The sequence below is a fragment of the Streptomyces similanensis genome (assembly GCF_039543625.1).
Lineage (GTDB): Bacteria > Actinomycetota > Actinomycetes > Streptomycetales > Streptomycetaceae > Streptomyces > Streptomyces similanensis.
Genome location: NZ_BAABKC010000147.1, coordinates 76,299 through 92,222, shown reverse-complemented (window position 1 = coordinate 92,222; position 15,924 = coordinate 76,299). Strand labels below are relative to the sequence as shown.

Here is a 15,924-nt window from a genome sequence, read left to right as displayed (position 1 = left end):
AGGGAAAGGGTCAGGCCGTGGCGAGCTGCTTCTCTTCGTTCTCCTGTGCCGCAGGCGCGTCGTCGGAGTCGTCCAGCAGGGTCCGCTCGTCGAACGGCAGCTCGCCCGCGAGCACCCGCCGTACCCGGTCCTGGTCGACCTCGCCCGTCCAGGTGCCGATCAGCAGCGTGGCGACCGCGTTGCCGGCGAAGTTGGTCAGCGCGCGGGCCTCGCTCATGAAGCGGTCGATGCCGACGATGAGGCCGACGCCGTCGACCAGGGCGGGCTTGTGCGACTGGAGGGCGCCCGCGAGGGTGGCGAGCCCCGCGCCGGTGACGCCGGCCGCGCCCTTGGAGGCGATCATCATGAACAGCAGCAGGGTGATCTGCTGGCCGAGGGAGAGCGGCTGGTCCATGGCGTCCGCGATGAACAGCGAGGCCATGGTCAGGTAGATCATGGTGCCGTCGAGGTTGAAGGAGTAGCCGGTCGGCACGGTGATGCCGACGACCGGGCGGCTCACGCCCAGGTGCTCCATCTTGGCGATCAGTCGGGGCAGCGCGGACTCGGACGACGAGGTCGACAGGATCAGCAGGAACTCGCGGCCCAGGTACTTCAGCAGCCGGAGGATGTTGACGCCGGCCACCAGCCGGGTCATCGCGCCGAGCACCACGATCACGAACAGCAGACAGGTGGCGTAGAAGCCGAACATGATCGTGGCGAGTGCCTTCAGGGCGTCCACGCCCGTCTCGCCGACCACGGCGGCCATCGCGCCGAACGCGCCGACCGGCGCCGCCCACATGATCATGGCGAGCACCCGGAACACCAGCCGCTGGATGTGCTCGACGCCGCGCAGCACCGGCTCGCCCTTGCGGCCCATGGCCTGGAGCGCGAACCCGACGAGCAGCGCCACCAGCAGGGTCTGGAGCACCTGGCCCTCGGTGAAGGACGACACCAGCGTGGTCGGGATGATCCCGAGCACGAAGTCGACCGGGCCCTCCTTCGCGGCGTCCGCCTGCGCCTGACCGACGCCCTTGACGGCCTCGGTCAGGTGCATCCCGCTGCCCGGGTGGACCAGGTTGCCGATCACCAGGCCGATGGCGAGCGCCACGAACGACATGACGACGAAGTAGCCGAGGGCGAGGCCGCCCACCTTGCCGACCTTGGCGGCCTTGCGCACCGAGCCCACGCCGAGCACGATCGTACAGAAGATGATCGGGGAGATCATCATCTTGATCAGGTTCACGAAGCCGGTGCCGAGCGGCTTCAGCTCCTTGGCGACGCCGGGCGCGGCGAACCCGACGACGACGCCGAGCACCACCGCGGCGATCACCGCCAGGTACAGGTAGTGGGTGCGGTCCCGCTTGACTGCGGGGCCGGGCCCGGCTGCGGGCGCGGCAGGCGGCGTATCGGCTGCGCTGGTCACGGCGGCCCTCCTTGACGACGTCGTCGGCATCACCGGCGTGCGGCTCACGTCCGGGGAGTTCAGGGGATGCCGCGACTATCTCCCGGCCCGTGGGAGCGGTCACCCTTCCGTTCATTTAGTTCACGCCAGGGCCGGGAGGCAGACTGGCCGCATGCGTACCCCCGCCCTCCCGAGACCGCGCAGCCTGGCGGGCCAGCTCTTCGCCATGCAGGCCGTGCTGCTGGCGCTCGTGGTGGCCGGATACGCGCTGTTCACCTACGTCAGCGACCGCGGCCAGGCGGAGGACGCGGCGCGCCGGCAGGCCACGGCGGTGGCCCGCTCGACCGCCGACTCGCCCTCCGTGCGGGACGCGATCCGCACCGCCCGCCCCACCGCCGACCTCCAGCCGTACGCGCTGCGGGTGCAGCGGGACACCGGGGTCGACTTCGTCACGATCATGAACCCCGAGGGCATCCGCTGGACCCACCCCGACCCGGCGCAGATCGGCCGGCCCTTCCTCGGCACCATCGCCCCCGCCCGGCGCGGCGCGACCTTCACCGAGACCTACACCGGCACCCTCGGCCCGTCCGTCCGCGCGGTCACCCCCGTCTTCGACGGCGGCCGGGTGGTCGGCCTGGTCAGCGCGGGCATCCGGGTGGAGGCGATCAGCGAGCGGGTCCGCGAGCAGGTCACGGCGCTGTTCGGGGTCGCGGCCGGCATCCTTGCGGTGGGCGCGCTCGCCACGTACGTCCTCAACGCCCGGCTGCGCCGGCACACCCACGGGATGAACGCCGAGCAGCTCAGCCGGATGCACGACTACCACGAGGCCGCGCTGCACGCGGTGCGCGAGGGCTTGCTGATGCTGGACGCCGGCTACCGGGTGGCGCTGATCAACGACGGCGGCCGCGAGCTGCTGGGCGTGGGCGGCGCGGCGGAGGTGGTGGGCAGGTCGGTGGCGGACCTGGGGCTGCCCGCCCCGCTCACCGGCGCGCTGCTGTCCTCCGAGCCCCGGCTCGACGAGGTCCACCTGACCGCGTCGCGGGTGCTGGTGGTGAACACCTCCCCGGTTTCCGGCGGGCAGCGCCGGGGCACCGTGGTCACCCTGCGCGACGTGACGGAGCTCCAGTCGCTGATGGGCGAGCTGGACTCCGAGCGCGGGTTCACCCAGGCGCTGCGCTCCCAGGCGCACGAGGCGGCCAACCGCCTGCACACCGTGGTGTCGCTGATCGAGCTGGGCCGCGCCGAGGAGGCGGTCGGCTTCGCGACGGCGGAACTGGAGCTGGCCCAGGCGCTCACCGACCAGGTGGTCTCGGCGGTGAGCGAACCGGTGCTGGCCGCGCTGCTGCTCGGCAAGACGGCGCAGGCCAACGAGCGGGGCGTGGAGCTGGTGGTGTCCGGGGACAGCGGCCTGGACGACGGGCTGCTGCCGGACGCCCTGCCCGCCCGGGACCTGGTGACCATCCTCGGCAACCTCGTCGACAACGCGGTGGACGCGGCCCAGGGCGCACCGCGGCCCCGGGTGACGGTGACCGTGACCGCGGGGACGCGGGAGAGCGAGCTGGTGCTGCGGGTGGCGGATACCGGGCCCGGCGTCGACCCGGCCCACACCGACCTGGTGTTCCAGCGCGGTTTCTCGACCAAGGCGACCGGTTCCGGCGGGCGCGGTCTGGGGCTGGCCCTGGCCCGGCAGGCGGTGCACCGGCACGCGGGGAAGCTGACGGTGACGGCGGCCGCGGACGGCGGCGCGGTGTTCGAGGCCCGTCTGCCCCTGGGAGCGACCCCCGCCGCCACGACGACCGCCCCGGGAGGCGAGGCATGACCGACGACAGAACCCCGATCAGGGTGCTCGTCGTGGAGGACGACCCCGTCGCGGCGGACGCGCACGCGCTGTACGTGGACCGGGTGCCCGGCTTCGTCGCGGTCGGGAAGGCGCACACGGGCGCGCAGGCCCGGCGCGAGCTGGAGCGCGCTCCGGTGGACCTGCTCCTGCTGGACCTGCACCTGCCGGACGTGCACGGCCTGAAGCTGGCCCGCTCGCTGCGGGCGGCCGGCCATCACGCGGACGTGATAGCGGTGACCTCGGCCCGCGACCTGGCGGTGGTGCGCGAAGGAGTCTCGCTCGGCGTGGTCCAGTACGTGCTGAAACCGTTCACGTTCGCGACGCTGCGGGACCGTCTCGTGCGCTACGCCGAGTTCCGCGCGGCGGCCGGCGAGGCCAGCGGGCAGGACGAGGTCGACCGGGCGCTGGCGACGCTGCGCGCCCCCGGCCCGGCCGCGCTCCCCAAGGGCCTGAGCGCGCCCACCCTGGAACGGGTGACGGGCGCGCTCAGGGAGGCGGCCGAGGGGCTGACGGCGGCCGCCCTGGCCGAGACGGCGGGCATCTCCCGGATCACGGCCCGCCGCTATCTGGAGCACCTGGTGGAGGCGGGCCGGGCCGCCCGCCGGCCGCTGTACGGGCAGGTGGGACGGCCGGAGCTGGTCTACCGCTGGGTGCGCGGGAGCGGCGGTCCCCGCTAGCGCGCACCGGAAAGGCCCGGCCCGCCTCCCCCCGTGCCGGTACCGCCGGACCCGCCCGGCCGTACTTTCCCACAATCCGTGATCCTGGCGGAACGGACCGTGGTCAACGGCGCGCCGGACCCCTAGCTTGTGCCCGTGCACCGACCCTCAGTCCCCTCGAACCAGCCCGGCCCGTCGGACGCTTCCACGCCTCCGTTCAACGCCCCCGCCGCCCGCCGGATGCGTGCCGCCCTCGGCATGGGCCCCGAGCACGTGGCCCACACCCTGCGCGTCTCCTACGGCCTGCCGTACGCGACCCCCGACCTCGTCACCGCCTGGGAACGCGGGATCGCCTCCCCGTCCAGCCCCGAACTCACCGCGCTGGCAGGAGTGCTGTGGTGCTCGCCGGGTGAGCTGATCGGCCGGCCGCGCACCTTGCGCGAGCACCGCGTGGCGCGCGGGCTGCCGGCCGAGGAGGTGGCCCGCGCCCTGGGACTCGACCTGGCCCGCTACCAGCGGATGGAGGACGGCGGCGGCTGGCGCGGCACCGAGCGGCAGACCGCCGCGCTCGCCCGGGTGCTGGACCTGGCCCTGCCCGACTTCGTCGCCGTCACCGACCGCGAGGCCGAACTCGCCGGCCTGCTGCGCAGCGCGGTCGGCACCCGCTGGCAGGCGTACGTCCGTCCGGTCGGCAAGCTGGTGCCGATGGAGCGGCAGCAGCTGGAGCGGGCGCTCCAGCAGCTGCACCAGGACTACCAGGGGCAGGTGGTCGCCTCGCTGAGCTGGGGCGGCAACAGCGCCGCCCGCCAGTCGGGCGACGCCGGCCGCGACTTCCTGGACCGGATCGTGGAGCGCTTCTGGGAGACGGCGCGGCCGTAGGACCGCCGGTCCGGCCGGTCCGCACCGCGCGGACGCGGCCTAGAAGACCGACTCCGCCTCGTCCATCCGGTCCTTGGGGACCGTCTTCAGTTCGGTCACCGCCTCCGCCAGCGGCACCATGACCACGTCGGTGCCGCGCAGCGCGGTCATGTGGCCGAACTCGCCGCGGTGCGCGGCCTCCACCGCGTGCCAGCCGAAGCGGGTGGCCAGGACCCGGTCGTAGGCGGTGGGCACGCCGCCGCGCTGGACGTGGCCGAGGATGACCGGCTTGGCCTCCTTGCCGAGCCGGCTCTCCAGCTCGTACGCCAGCGCCGTGCCGATGCCCTGGAAGCGCTCGTGGCCGAACTTGTCGATCTCGCCCTTGCCGTAGTCCATGCTGCCCTCGGCGGGGTGGGCGCCCTCGGCGACGCAGATGACGGCGAACTTCTTGCCGCGGTCGAAGCGTTCCTCGACCATCTTGACCAGGTCGGCGGGGTCGAAGGGGCGCTCGGGCAGGCAGATGCCGTGGGCGCCGGCCGCCATGCCGGACTCCAGGGCGATCCAGCCCGCGTGCCGGCCCATGACCTCCACGACCATCACCCGCTGGTGGGACTCGGCGGTGGTCTTCAGCCGGTCCATCGCCTCGGTGGCCACGCCGACGGCGGTGTCGAAGCCGAAGGTGCGGTCGGTGGAGGAGATGTCGTTGTCGATCGTCTTGGGCACGCCGACCACCGGGAGCCCGGCGTCGGAGAGCATGCGGGCCGCGGTCAGCGTGCCCTCGCCGCCGATCGGGATGAGCGCGTCGATGCCGAACCGGTGGATCATGTCGGAGGCGTTCTCGCAGGCCTCGCGCAGCCGGTCGCGCTCCAGCCGCGAGGAGCCGAGGATGGTGCCGCCGCGGGCGAGGATGCCGCTGACCGCGTTCAGGTCGAGCGCGCGGTAGCGGCCGTCGAGCAGGCCGGCGTAGCCGTCCTCGAAGCCGATGACCTCGTCGCCGTAGGTGGTGACCGCTCGGTGCACGACCGACCGGATCACCGCGTTCAGTCCCGGACAGTCGCCGCCCGCCGTGAGAACTCCGATACGCATCGCGCTGTGTCTCCTGCTCACTGTTGATACCGGTGATCCTTTCCGATTGTTTCACGTCCCCGGGGCGGCTACGTCTTGACGGGCGCCTTATCCAGCGCCGGGGGTACTGTCAAGAGGGCCCCGCGCGCCCGGCGGGATTTCCCGCACGCCGAGCGGCAGAACCCGGGAATCCCGAAGCCCCGAAAGGCCCGGAGGCGCCCGAGGCCCCGGAGAACCTGAGGACCCTGAGGAAACGGAGAGCCGCGTGACCCGCAGCGTGTACGTGACCGGCATCGACCGCGGCGACGGCCGCCAGGTCGTCGAGCTGGGAGTCATGGAGCTGCTGACCCGGCAGGTGGACCGGGTGGGCGTCTTCCGCCCGCTCGTCCACGACGGCCCGGACCGCCTCTTCGAGCTGCTGCGCGCCCGCTACCGGCTCTCCCAGGACCCGGCCACGGTCTACGGCATGGACTACCAGGAGGCGTCCGCGCTCCAGGCCGAACGGGGCACCGACGAACTGGTGTCCACCCTGGTCGACCGCTTCCACCTGGTGGCCCGCGACTACGACGTGGTCCTCGTCCTCGGCACCGACTACGCCGACACCCAGCTCCCCGACGAGCTGTCGCTCAACGCCCGGCTCGCCAACGAGTTCGGCGCCTCGGTGCTCCCGGTCGTCGGCGGCCGCAAGCAGAGCGCGGAGTCCGTGCTCGCCGAGACCCGCAACGCCTACCGCGCCTACGACGGCCTGGGCTGCGACGTGCTGGCCATGGTCACCAACCGGGTGGCCCCCGAGGACCGCGACGAGATCGCCCGGCGGCTGGCCGGCCGGCTGCCGGTGCCCTGCTACGTGGTGCCCGACGCGCCCGCCCTGTCCGCCCCGACCGTCGCGCAGATCACCCAGGTCCTCGGCGGCAAGGTGCTGCTCGGCGACGACTCGGGCCTGGCCCGCGACGCGCTGGACTTCGTCTTCGGCGGCGCCATGCTGCCCAACCTGCTCAAGGCGCTCACCCCGGGCTGCCTGGTCGTCACCCCCGGCGACCGCGCCGACCTGGTCGTCGGCTCGCTGGCCGCGCACAGCGCCGGCACCCCGCCGATCGCCGGTGTGCTGCTCACCCTGAACGAGGAGCCCGGCGCGGAGATCCTCACCCTGGCCGACCGGCTCGCCCCGGGCACCCCGGTCGTCTCGGTCACCGGCAACAGCTTCCCCACCGCCGAACGGCTGTTCGCCCTGGAGGGCAAGCTGAACGCGGCCACCCCGCGCAAGGCGGAGACCGCGCTCGGCCTGTTCGAGCGGTACGTGGACACCGCCGACCTCAACAAGCGGGTCTCCGCGCCGAGCAGCGACCGGGTCACCCCGATGATGTTCGAGCACAAGCTGCTCGAACAGGCCCGCTCCGACCGGCGCCGGGTGGTGCTGCCCGAGGGCGCCGAGGAGCGCGTGCTGCACGCCGCCGAGGTGCTGCTGCGCCGGGGCGTGTGCGACCTGACCCTGCTCGGCCCGGTGGACGCGATCCGCAAGAAGGCCGCCGACCTCGGCATCGACCTCGGCGACACCCAGCTGATCGACCCGGCCGTCTCCGAGCTGCGCGACTCCTTCGCCGAGCGGTACGCCCGGCTGCGCGCCCACAAGGGCGTCACCACCGAGCTGGCCTACGACGTGGTCTCGGACGTGAACTACTTCGGCACGCTGATGGTGCAGGAGGGCCTGGCCGACGGCATGGTGTCCGGCTCCGTGCACTCCACGGCCGCCACCATCCGGCCCGCCTTCGAGATCATCAAGACCGAGCCGGACTCCTCGATCGTCTCCTCGGTGTTCTTCATGTGCCTGGCCGACAAGGTCCTCGTCTACGGCGACTGCGCGGTCAACCCGGACCCGGACGCCGAGCAGCTGGCCGACATCGCCGTCCAGTCGGCGGCCACCGCCGCCCAGTTCGGCGTCCAACCGCGGATCGCGATGCTGTCGTACTCCACCGGCACCTCCGGCACCGGCGCCGACGTGGACAAGGTGCGCGAGGCCACCGAACTGGTGCGGCTGCGCCGCCCGGACCTGATGATCGAGGGGCCGATCCAGTACGACGCTGCCGTGGAGCCGTCGGTGGCCGCCACCAAGCTGCCCGGCTCGGAGGTCGCCGGACAGGCCAGCGTGCTGGTCTTCCCCGACCTGAACACCGGCAACAACACCTACAAGGCCGTGCAGCGCTCGGCCGGCGCGATCGCGGTCGGCCCGGTCCTCCAGGGCCTGCGCAAGCCGGTCAACGACCTCTCCCGCGGCGCTCTCGTGCAGGACATCGTCAACACCGTCGCCATCACCGCGATCCAGGCCCAGGCCCGACCGACCGCCGACTGACCCCGCCTGAACCCGTCCGAGTCCACACGGGTCAACCCGAATCCACCTGAGTCCGTACTGGTCAACCCGAGTTCACCCGAATCCACCTGAGTCCACGGAAGAAGGCTCCGAACCCCGTGCACGCCACCCGCGTCCTCGTCCTCAACTCCGGCTCCTCGTCGCTGAAGTACCAGCTGCTCGACATGAGCGACGCGAGCCGGCTCGCCGTCGGCCTGGTCGAGCGGATCGGCGAGCAGACCTCCCGGCTCAAGCACACCCGCCTCGACTCCGGCGACACCCGCGAGCAGAACGGCCCGATCGCCGACCACGACGCCGCGCTCAAGGCGGTGGCCGAGGAGCTGGCCAGGGACGGGCTCGGCCTGGACTCGCCGGAGCTGGCCGCGATCGGCCACCGGGTGGTGCACGGCGGGATGTTCTTCACCGAGCCGACCGTGATCGACGACACCGTGCTCACCGAGATCGAACGGCTGATCCCGGTCGCGCCGCTGCACAACCCGGCCAACCTGACCGGTATCCGCACCGCCATGGCGCTGCGCCCCGACCTGCCGCAGGTCGCCGTCTTCGACACCGCCTTCCACACCACGATGCCGGAGCCGGCGGCCCGCTACGCCATCGAGACCAAGCTCGCCGACCGCTACCGGGTGCGCCGCTACGGCTTCCACGGCACCTCGCACCGCTACGTCTCCCGGGCCACCGCCGAGCTGCTGGGCAAGGCGCCCGAGGACGTCAACGTGATCGTGCTGCACCTGGGCAACGGGGCGTCCGCCTCGGCGGTGCGCGCCGGCCGGTGCGTCGACACCTCCATGGGCCTCACCCCGCTGGAGGGCCTGGTGATGGGAACGCGTTCCGGCGATGTCGACCCGGCCGTCATCTTCCATTTGCAGCGCGTCGGCGGAATGTCCATGGACGAGATCGACACTCTCCTCAACAAGAGGAGCGGTCTGTTCGGTCTGTGCGGCGACAACGACATGCGGGAGATACGGCGCCGGATGGACGAGGGCGACGCACAGGCGCGGCTCGCCTTCGAGATCTACGTCCACCGCCTCAAGAAGTACATCGGCGCCTATTACGCGGTACTCGGCACGGTGGACGCGGTCGCCTTCACCGCCGGGGTCGGCGAGAACGCGGACTTCGTACGGGAGGCCGCCGTCGCGGGCCTGGAGGGGCTCGGCCTGGCGGTGGACGGCGCCCGCAACGCCGTACGGGGCGATCAGGCGCGGCTGATCTCGCCCGAGGGCGCGCGGGTGGCGGTGGCCGTGGTGCCGACGGACGAGGAAATGGAGATCGCCAGCCAGACCTACGCACTGGTCGGAAAGGACGACAAAACCGCCGAGTAACTTTTCCCCTCCGCGGAATTCGTTCGGTACTCGCCTGAGCGGGAACGCGCCCATTTGTATCTTCCGCCAGACGGAATATTCCGCAGCGAAACAAACCGATAGGATCGCCCCCATGCGCCGTTCGAAAATCGTCTGTACTCTCGGCCCCGCGGTCGACTCCCACGAGCAGCTCGTCGCGCTGATCGAGGCCGGCATGAACGTGGCCCGCTTCAACTTCAGCCACGGCACGCACGCCGAGCACCAGGGGCGGTACGACCGCGTCCGGGCCGCCGCCAAGGAGACCGGCCGGGCCATCGCCGTCCTCGCCGACCTCCAGGGCCCGAAGATCCGGCTGGAGACCTTCGCCGAGGGCCCGGTGGAGCTGGAGCGGGGTGACGAGTTCACCATCACCACCGAGGACGTGCCCGGCGACAAGCAGATCTGCGGCACGACCTACAAGGGACTGCCGGGCGACGTCTCGCGCGGCGACCAGATCCTCATCAACGACGGCAACGTCGAGCTGAAGGTGCTGGACGTCGAGGGCCCGCGGGTCCGCACGATCGTCATCGAGGGCGGTGTGGTCTCCGACCACAAGGGCATCAACCTGCCCGGCGCCGCGGTGAACGTGCCCGCGCTGTCCGAGAAGGACATCGACGACCTGCGCTTCGCGCTGGGCATGGGCTGCGACATGGTCGCGCTGTCCTTCGTCCGGGACGCCAAGGACGTCGCCGACGTGCACCGCGTCATGGATGAGGAGGGCCGCCGGGCCCCCGTCATCGCCAAGGTGGAGAAGCCGCAGGCGGTGGAGAACATGGAGGACGTCGTCATGGCGTTCGACGGCGTGATGGTGGCCCGCGGCGACCTCGCCGTCGAGTACCCGCTCGAAAAGGTCCCGATGGTGCAGAAGCGCCTGATCGAGCTGTGCCGGCGCAACGCCAAGCCGGTGATCGTGGCGACCCAGATGATGGAGTCGATGATCACCAACTCGCGGCCGACCCGCGCCGAGGCCTCCGACGTGGCCAACGCGATCCTGGACGGCGCGGACGCGGTGATGCTGTCCGCCGAGTCGAGCGTGGGCGCGTATCCGATCGAGACCGTCAAGACGATGTCGAAGATCGTCACCGCGGCCGAGGAGGAGCTGCTGTCCAAGGGCCTCCAGCCGCTGGTCCCGGGCAAGAAGCCGCGTACGCAGGGCGGTTCGGTGGCCCGTGCGGCGGCCGAGATCGCCGACTTCCTGGGCGGCAAGGGCCTGGTGGCCTTCACCCAGTCCGGTGACACCGCCCGCCGGCTGTCCCGCTACCGCGCGACCCAGCCCATCCTGGCCTTCACCACCGACGAGTCCGTCCGCAACCAGCTCGCGCTGAGCTGGGGCGTGGAGCCGCACGTCGTGCCGTTCGTCAACACCACCGACGAGATGGTCGACCTGGTGGACCAGGAGCTGATCAAGCTCAAGCGGTTCAACACGGGCGACGTCGTGGTGATCACCGCAGGCTCCCCGCCCGGCGTCTCCGGCACCACCAACATGGTCCGCGTGCTGCACCTGGGCGGCGCCGGCCGCGACTGACGGCCCCCGCCCGGGCCGCGCGCCCGGGCACGGCCGTCCGGCACGGCCCGGTACGACGACCGAGGGCGCCCTCCGCTGTGCGCGGAGGGCGCCCTCGGCCTCTTCTCGGCTCCCGGACGGGCTCGATGGACCGGCGGCTACACGCCGTCGGTCGTGTACACGTGCATCCCGGGGATTTTCAGCGTGCCGCCGAACTGTCCCGCCTGGACCACCTTGACCTTCGTGAACAGGATCCACGGGATGTTCAGCGGGGGCGGGTTGTCCGGGCTGAAGGTGACCGGGAGCAGTCCGAGCAGGTTGCCGGAGATGCTCTCGGTGTACATCACCGTGTCGCCGCCGGTGATGGTGGACTCCTTGCCCTTGGCCGACTGCACGTGGTACGTCTTGCCGGCCTGCTTGTCCTTCACCGTCTGGTGCAGGTCGACGATCTGCGTGCCGGCCGAGATGACGTACTTCAGCACCTTCTTGACGGTGCCGTTGGCCGTGCGGACCTCGACGATGCCCTTGTAGTCGGCGCCGTTGAGCGTCAGCGAGGTGGCGTTGAGGTACCAGGGGTCGTCCGGCAGCGTGGTCGTGTTGTCGACGCCGCCCTCGGCGTCGGTGGCCGCCGGGCAGTCCTCCGGCTTCGCCGAGGCGCTCGCGGACGGGCTCGGGCTCGGCGACCCGGTGGCCGTGTCGGCGGCGTCGTCGGCCTTCTTCTTGGCGTCTTCGGCCGCCTTGGACGCCGTGTCGGTCACGTCCTTCACGGTGTCCTTCACCGTGTCGGCGGCCTTCCGGGTGGTGTCCTCCACGGTGTCGGACGCCTTCTTGCCGGCGGTGTCCGCCGTACCGCCGCCGTCCGAGCCGCCCTTGCCCCCGTCGGCCGACGGGGAGGCGGACGGCGAGGGCGACGCGCTCGGCGAGGGCGAGGCGTCCGCACCCGGCTTGCCGCCGGTCAGGATGTCCCCGATGCTCCCGATCGTGTCGTCGATCGTGTCCCCGATGGTGTCCAGCAGGCCGCCGCCGCTCTTCGTGTCGGTCGCCGACGGCTTCGGCGCGGCGGCCGAGCCGCCGTCCGCCTTGTCCTGCGATCCGGTGGCGGACGTCTTGGGCGCGTCCTTGTCGTCGGAACCTGAATCCGGCGAAGAGGGCGTGCCCGAGACCGCGTCGTCCGAAGAGGCCGTGTCCGAGCCGGCCGTGTCGGCCTTGTCGGTCCTGCCCGCCTCATCCGCCGTGTCGGAGGCGGACGCCGACGGGGAGGGAGTGCTCTCCTTCGCCGCGTCGGACGCGCTCGCGGAGGCGGACGGCGAGGGGGACTCGGAGGACTTGTCCTTGTCGTCCTTCAGCGCCTCCACACAGGCCTTGTAGTCCTCGGCCGACATGGTCTCGGTGGGGGACGCCGCCGCGATCTTGTTGTTGTCGGCCACCGTGCGGTTGTTGTCGGCCACCGCGAGGGAGGCCGTGAATCCCATCCCCACGATGACCGCCGTCGGCATCGCCGCCATGGCCATCGCCTTGCCGGCCGGCACATGGAACCTGGTGAACAGCGGCTTCTTGGGCGCCGCGTGGCGCGGTCCGCCGGTTCTCGCCCGGGACTCCCCGGGGTCGGCCCCGCGGGTCACCTCGTCAGCCGGCACTGTGCCTCCCGTTCGCCCCGTTGGCCGGGCTCGTTCCTGACAGGTCGTTCTCCCCCAGCACTTCGTAGCCCTGGGAGTGGCCGCCGTCGGTCGCCGTGTCCGCCGCCGGGTCGCCGACGGGCTCGGGGGCGCCGCCGGCCACCGGGCCGGCCGCCTCGAAGTCCTGCGGCGCGGGCGGTGCGCCCGGCGCCCACGACACGGCCATCGCCCCGCCGATGAGGGCGAAGAGGAAGCCGAGGACGAAGCCGCCGAAGTTGGACACGGGGATGGACACCAGCGCCAGAAGGATCGACGCGACGCCCGCGAAGACCCGGATGTGCTTCTGGAACCAGAGGCTGATGCCGAGGACGACCAGCAGCACGCCGATGATCAGGGAGCCGGCGCCCGCCGTGGTGGACATGGCGAGCGTGAGGTGGCCGAGCTGGAGATGCGCGTACGGGAAGTACATGATCGGAAAGCCACCGAGCAAGACGAACAGGCCGGCCCAGAACGGCCGGGTGCCCCGCCAGGCGCGGAACTGCAGCCTCCGGCGAGTGAACTGGCCGGGTACGGCAGGAGTCTCGGCGCTCATGGAAAACAGCTCCCTGGTGCAGCGTTGCTGTGGGTTGTGGTGCGGTGGTGACGTGGGGGGTGTGAGGGCACGCGTCGGAAGCAGGGGGTGGGGGCGGGGGCGGCGCAGGGCCTCCCCCGCCCGTCACCGGGTGCTCAGTAGCACTCGACGCCCTTGCCGCTGCCCTTGACCAGGGCCATGTGCAGCTTCGGGAGCGTGAAGGTGCCGGCGGTGGTCGCCCACGCCGTCGACTGCACGCCGACCAGCTGGGCCGTGTCGGCCTGCTGGGCGAAGCCGTACGGGTTCGTCTGCTTCTTCTGGACCTCGTCGGGGTTCAGGCCGATGCCCTTGCCGCCGGCCTTCGGGTCGCCCGTGTCCTTGGCGGCGACACCGATGTCGATGTTGCCGAACTTGGCGTAGCCGGTGGTGTTCAGGTCGGAGACGTCCATGAACAGCTTGCCGGCGTGGACCTGCTGGTCCTCGTCGCTGCTCTTGCCGGCCGTCAGCCTGAGCGTGATCGTGCCGACGAACGGGATGTCCGGCGTGACCACCGACTGGCACAGGTTGTTGATCCGCGCGGTGTCGAACGACGACACGGCGACCGCGTGCGCGGTCTTCTCGCCCGTGAGGGTGTAGCCGGAGTCGACCGCGCCGTACTGCGTGAACTTCGTGCCGTTGAGCTCATCGGCCGTGACCTTGAACTCCTGGCCCGACACGCTGAACGACGCGGCGAGCGCACCCTGTGCGAGGGCGACGCCTATCGCTGCCGTCGCGGCGACGCTGGGCACCATGACCACAGCGAACCGCTTCCATCTGGTCCCGCCACGCACCTGGGACTGCATATTGTTCCTCCTTCTCGGACGTACATCTCCTGGCCTCGGCTCGCCCCGGATTCGGCGGCTCGGCCGGGCAGGGATGGGAGAAGTGCTACGTCCTCGGTAAGGAGAGCGCCCGCGCTCGGCGGCGCGAACAGCGCCCGAATCACCGGCGATCACCCCCGAGCGACAACCACTGGTCGCGCCTGACACGCATCACGCACAACCTTGCTGGACAGGCTTCGCCGGACGGCGAAGACCCCCCTGCCCGAGAGCCGGCGCCACTGCCGCCGGCTCTGCTCGGTGGGGACCCAGGAGGCCCGGGACCCGGCCGGCTGCCGGGGGTACGGGAATGGACCGAGCGTCGCCGATCGTGGTGCATTCTGGCCGCCCGCACAAGGGGGTTCGTTACTGGCTAGTAACGGGGGGATAACCGGGGCGCGACTCGCCGGTCTCGAACGGCGACACACGGTGGCAACATTGGCCAGGGCAAAACTATTGATTCCCGGACCAAACGGGGCAGGAACCCGCTCTCGACTTACTCGCAGTAACAGCGGCCGCGTTTACCAAGTTTTGGCAAAGCGCGGCCGCTGTGGCGAAGCGGCGGCAGATCTTTCACCCGGGCACCACACGCCCCGCCGTACGGCGGCCGCTCGGCGCGGTGCCCCGTCCGGGCTCAGAACAGGGCTCGGGCCAGCGCCCGGCGCGCCCCCGCCACCCGCGGGTCCTCGGACCCGACGACCTCGAACAGCTCCAGCAGTCTCAGCCGCGCCGCGTCCCGGTCCTCACCTGCGGTGCGCCGCACGGCCTCGATGAGCCGGCCGAACGCGTCCTCCACGTGACCGCCCACCAGATCCAGGTCGGCGGCGGCGATCTGCGCCGGCACGTCGGACGGCTTCTCGGCCGCCTCCTGACGGACCTTGTGCGGGTCCAGGTCCTGCACCCGCTGAAGCAACTCGGCCTGCGCGAGACCGAGTTTGGCCTCGGGGTGCGCCGGGTCGTCGGCCAGCACGTTCTGGTACGCGCGGACCGCGCCGGCCAGGTCACCGGCGTCCAGCGCCTGCGCGGCCGCGTTCAGCAGCCCCTCGTACGGGCCCGCCTGGGGCTGCGCGGGCGCCTGGCCGTCCGGCTCCGCGTCCGGGTCCACGGCCAGACCGGTCAGCCCGAACCGCTGCTCGGCGACCTGCACCAGCTGGTCGAGCGTCTGCCGGATCTGCGCCTCGCCCGCCGCGCCCTGGAAGAGCGGCAGGGCCTGGCCGGCGACGACCGCGAAGACGGCGGGGATCCCCTGGACCCCGAACTGCTGCATCAGCAGCTGGTTGGCGTCGACGTCGATCTTGGCGAGGAGGAAGCGCCCGTTGTACTCGACGGCCAGCCGTTCGAGAACCGGGCTCAACTGCTTGCAGGGCTCGCACCACTCGGCCCAGAAGTCGATGACGACCGGTACCTCGGCGGAGCGCTGGAGGACATCGCTTTCGAAGCCTGCTTCATCGACGTCGATGACGAGGTCGGCCGGGGAGACGGCGCCGGTGCCGCCCTCCCTGGCCGCTTGGGCGCGCGCCTGCTCCGCCTTCGCCTTGGCCTCCTGGGCCGCCTTCACCGCGGCGAGGTCGACGACACCGCTCATGGACATGTTCCGTGGCTGCATGCGTCTATCCTCCCCGTTCCGCGGGCCGAAGTGAAAACCGCTCGAAAGCCGGACCGCACGGGCGTCCGGTCCCCACCGGACGCCGGGCGCCGACCGGCGTGTGCTGTGCTGTTGTCGCCGCCGTCGCGGCGGTGCCGTTGCGTGGTGTGGTGCGTGGTGTCGCGTGGTGTGGTGCGTGGTGTCGCGTGGTGGTCGTCGCTCCGCGCGGGGCGGCGCCCGCGCTTTCGATACGACCCGTAGCGTAATGGCACCGGGTGCCTCCGCGAAA

Annotated in this window: 12 protein-coding genes; 6 read left to right on the top strand and 6 right to left on the bottom strand. The window is 71.7% G+C overall.

Annotated features, from left to right (window positions below; all coding sequences use genetic code 11):
• Window positions 1-10 precede the first annotated feature (10 nt).
• Entirely contained in the window at window positions 11-1,432 is a 1,422-nt protein-coding gene (locus ABEB07_RS38315) for a cation:dicarboxylate symporter family transporter (RefSeq protein ID WP_425589150.1), read from the bottom strand.
• A 121-nt stretch (window positions 1,433-1,553) separates the two neighbouring features.
• Here ABEB07_RS38315 and ABEB07_RS38310 point away from each other — a divergent pair, with 121 nt between their 5' ends.
• From ABEB07_RS38310 to ABEB07_RS38300, 3 genes are all read left to right on the top strand, one after another.
• Window positions 1,554-3,200 carry a sensor histidine kinase gene (locus ABEB07_RS38310; protein WP_345672663.1) on the top strand — a complete coding sequence of 549 codons (1,647 nt, stop codon included), beginning with the start codon at window positions 1,554-1,556 and terminating at the stop codon, window positions 3,198-3,200.
• Entirely contained in the window at window positions 3,197-3,898 is a 702-nt protein-coding gene (locus ABEB07_RS38305; RefSeq protein ID WP_176150541.1) for a response regulator, read from the top strand. The genes ABEB07_RS38310 and ABEB07_RS38305 overlap by 4 nt, the downstream gene beginning before the upstream one ends.
• A 135-nt stretch (window positions 3,899-4,033) precedes the next feature.
• Window positions 4,034-4,756, top strand: a complete 723-nt coding sequence (locus ABEB07_RS38300; RefSeq protein ID WP_345672662.1) for a helix-turn-helix transcriptional regulator — start codon at window positions 4,034-4,036, stop codon at window positions 4,754-4,756.
• Window positions 4,757-4,795: 39 nt separating this feature from the next.
• Here ABEB07_RS38300 and ABEB07_RS38295 read toward each other — a convergent pair whose 3' ends face one another.
• On the bottom strand, window positions 4,796-5,821 hold the full coding sequence (locus tag ABEB07_RS38295) for an ATP-dependent 6-phosphofructokinase (protein WP_345672661.1): 1,026 nt from the start codon (window positions 5,819-5,821) through the stop codon (window positions 4,796-4,798).
• Window positions 5,822-6,065: 244 nt separating this feature from the next.
• Between ABEB07_RS38295 and pta the strand changes: the two genes are divergently transcribed.
• The 3 genes from pta to pyk all read left to right on the top strand — a co-directional run bounded on the left by pta (window position 6,066) and on the right by pyk (window position 11,027).
• Window positions 6,066-8,147 (top strand): phosphate acetyltransferase, encoded by a 2,082-nt coding sequence (gene pta / locus ABEB07_RS38290; protein WP_345672660.1) that lies wholly within the window; start codon window positions 6,066-6,068, stop codon window positions 8,145-8,147.
• 116 nt (window positions 8,148-8,263) lie between these two features.
• Window positions 8,264-9,484: an acetate kinase gene (locus ABEB07_RS38285; RefSeq protein WP_176150537.1), complete on the top strand. Its 1,221-nt coding sequence runs from the start codon at window positions 8,264-8,266 to the stop codon at window positions 9,482-9,484.
• A 112-nt stretch (window positions 9,485-9,596) separates the two neighbouring features.
• The gene (gene pyk / locus ABEB07_RS38280; RefSeq protein ID WP_164584507.1) at window positions 9,597-11,027 is read left to right on the top strand and encodes a pyruvate kinase; all 1,431 of its coding nucleotides are present in this window, start codon (window positions 9,597-9,599) and stop codon (window positions 11,025-11,027) included.
• Between the two features lie 137 nt (window positions 11,028-11,164).
• Here pyk and ABEB07_RS38275 read toward each other — a convergent pair whose 3' ends face one another.
• The 4 genes from ABEB07_RS38275 to ABEB07_RS38260 all read right to left on the bottom strand — a co-directional run bounded on the left by ABEB07_RS38275 (window position 11,165) and on the right by ABEB07_RS38260 (window position 15,656).
• On the bottom strand, window positions 11,165-12,643 hold the full coding sequence (locus tag ABEB07_RS38275; RefSeq protein ID WP_345672659.1) for a hypothetical protein: 1,479 nt from the start codon (window positions 12,641-12,643) through the stop codon (window positions 11,165-11,167).
• Window positions 12,633-13,214, bottom strand: coding sequence for a DUF6114 domain-containing protein (locus ABEB07_RS38270; protein WP_345672657.1), 582 nt, complete (start codon window positions 13,212-13,214; stop codon window positions 12,633-12,635). Before ABEB07_RS38270 ends, ABEB07_RS38275 begins: the two co-directional genes overlap by 11 nt.
• 134 nt (window positions 13,215-13,348) lie before the next feature.
• On the bottom strand, window positions 13,349-14,035 hold the full coding sequence (locus ABEB07_RS38265; protein WP_345672656.1) for a DUF6230 family protein: 687 nt from the start codon (window positions 14,033-14,035) through the stop codon (window positions 13,349-13,351).
• A gap of 649 nt (window positions 14,036-14,684) precedes the next feature.
• Window positions 14,685-15,656, bottom strand: a complete 972-nt coding sequence (locus tag ABEB07_RS38260) for a tetratricopeptide repeat protein (protein WP_164584513.1) — start codon at window positions 15,654-15,656, stop codon at window positions 14,685-14,687.
• Between the last annotated feature and the right edge of the window lie 268 nt (window positions 15,657-15,924).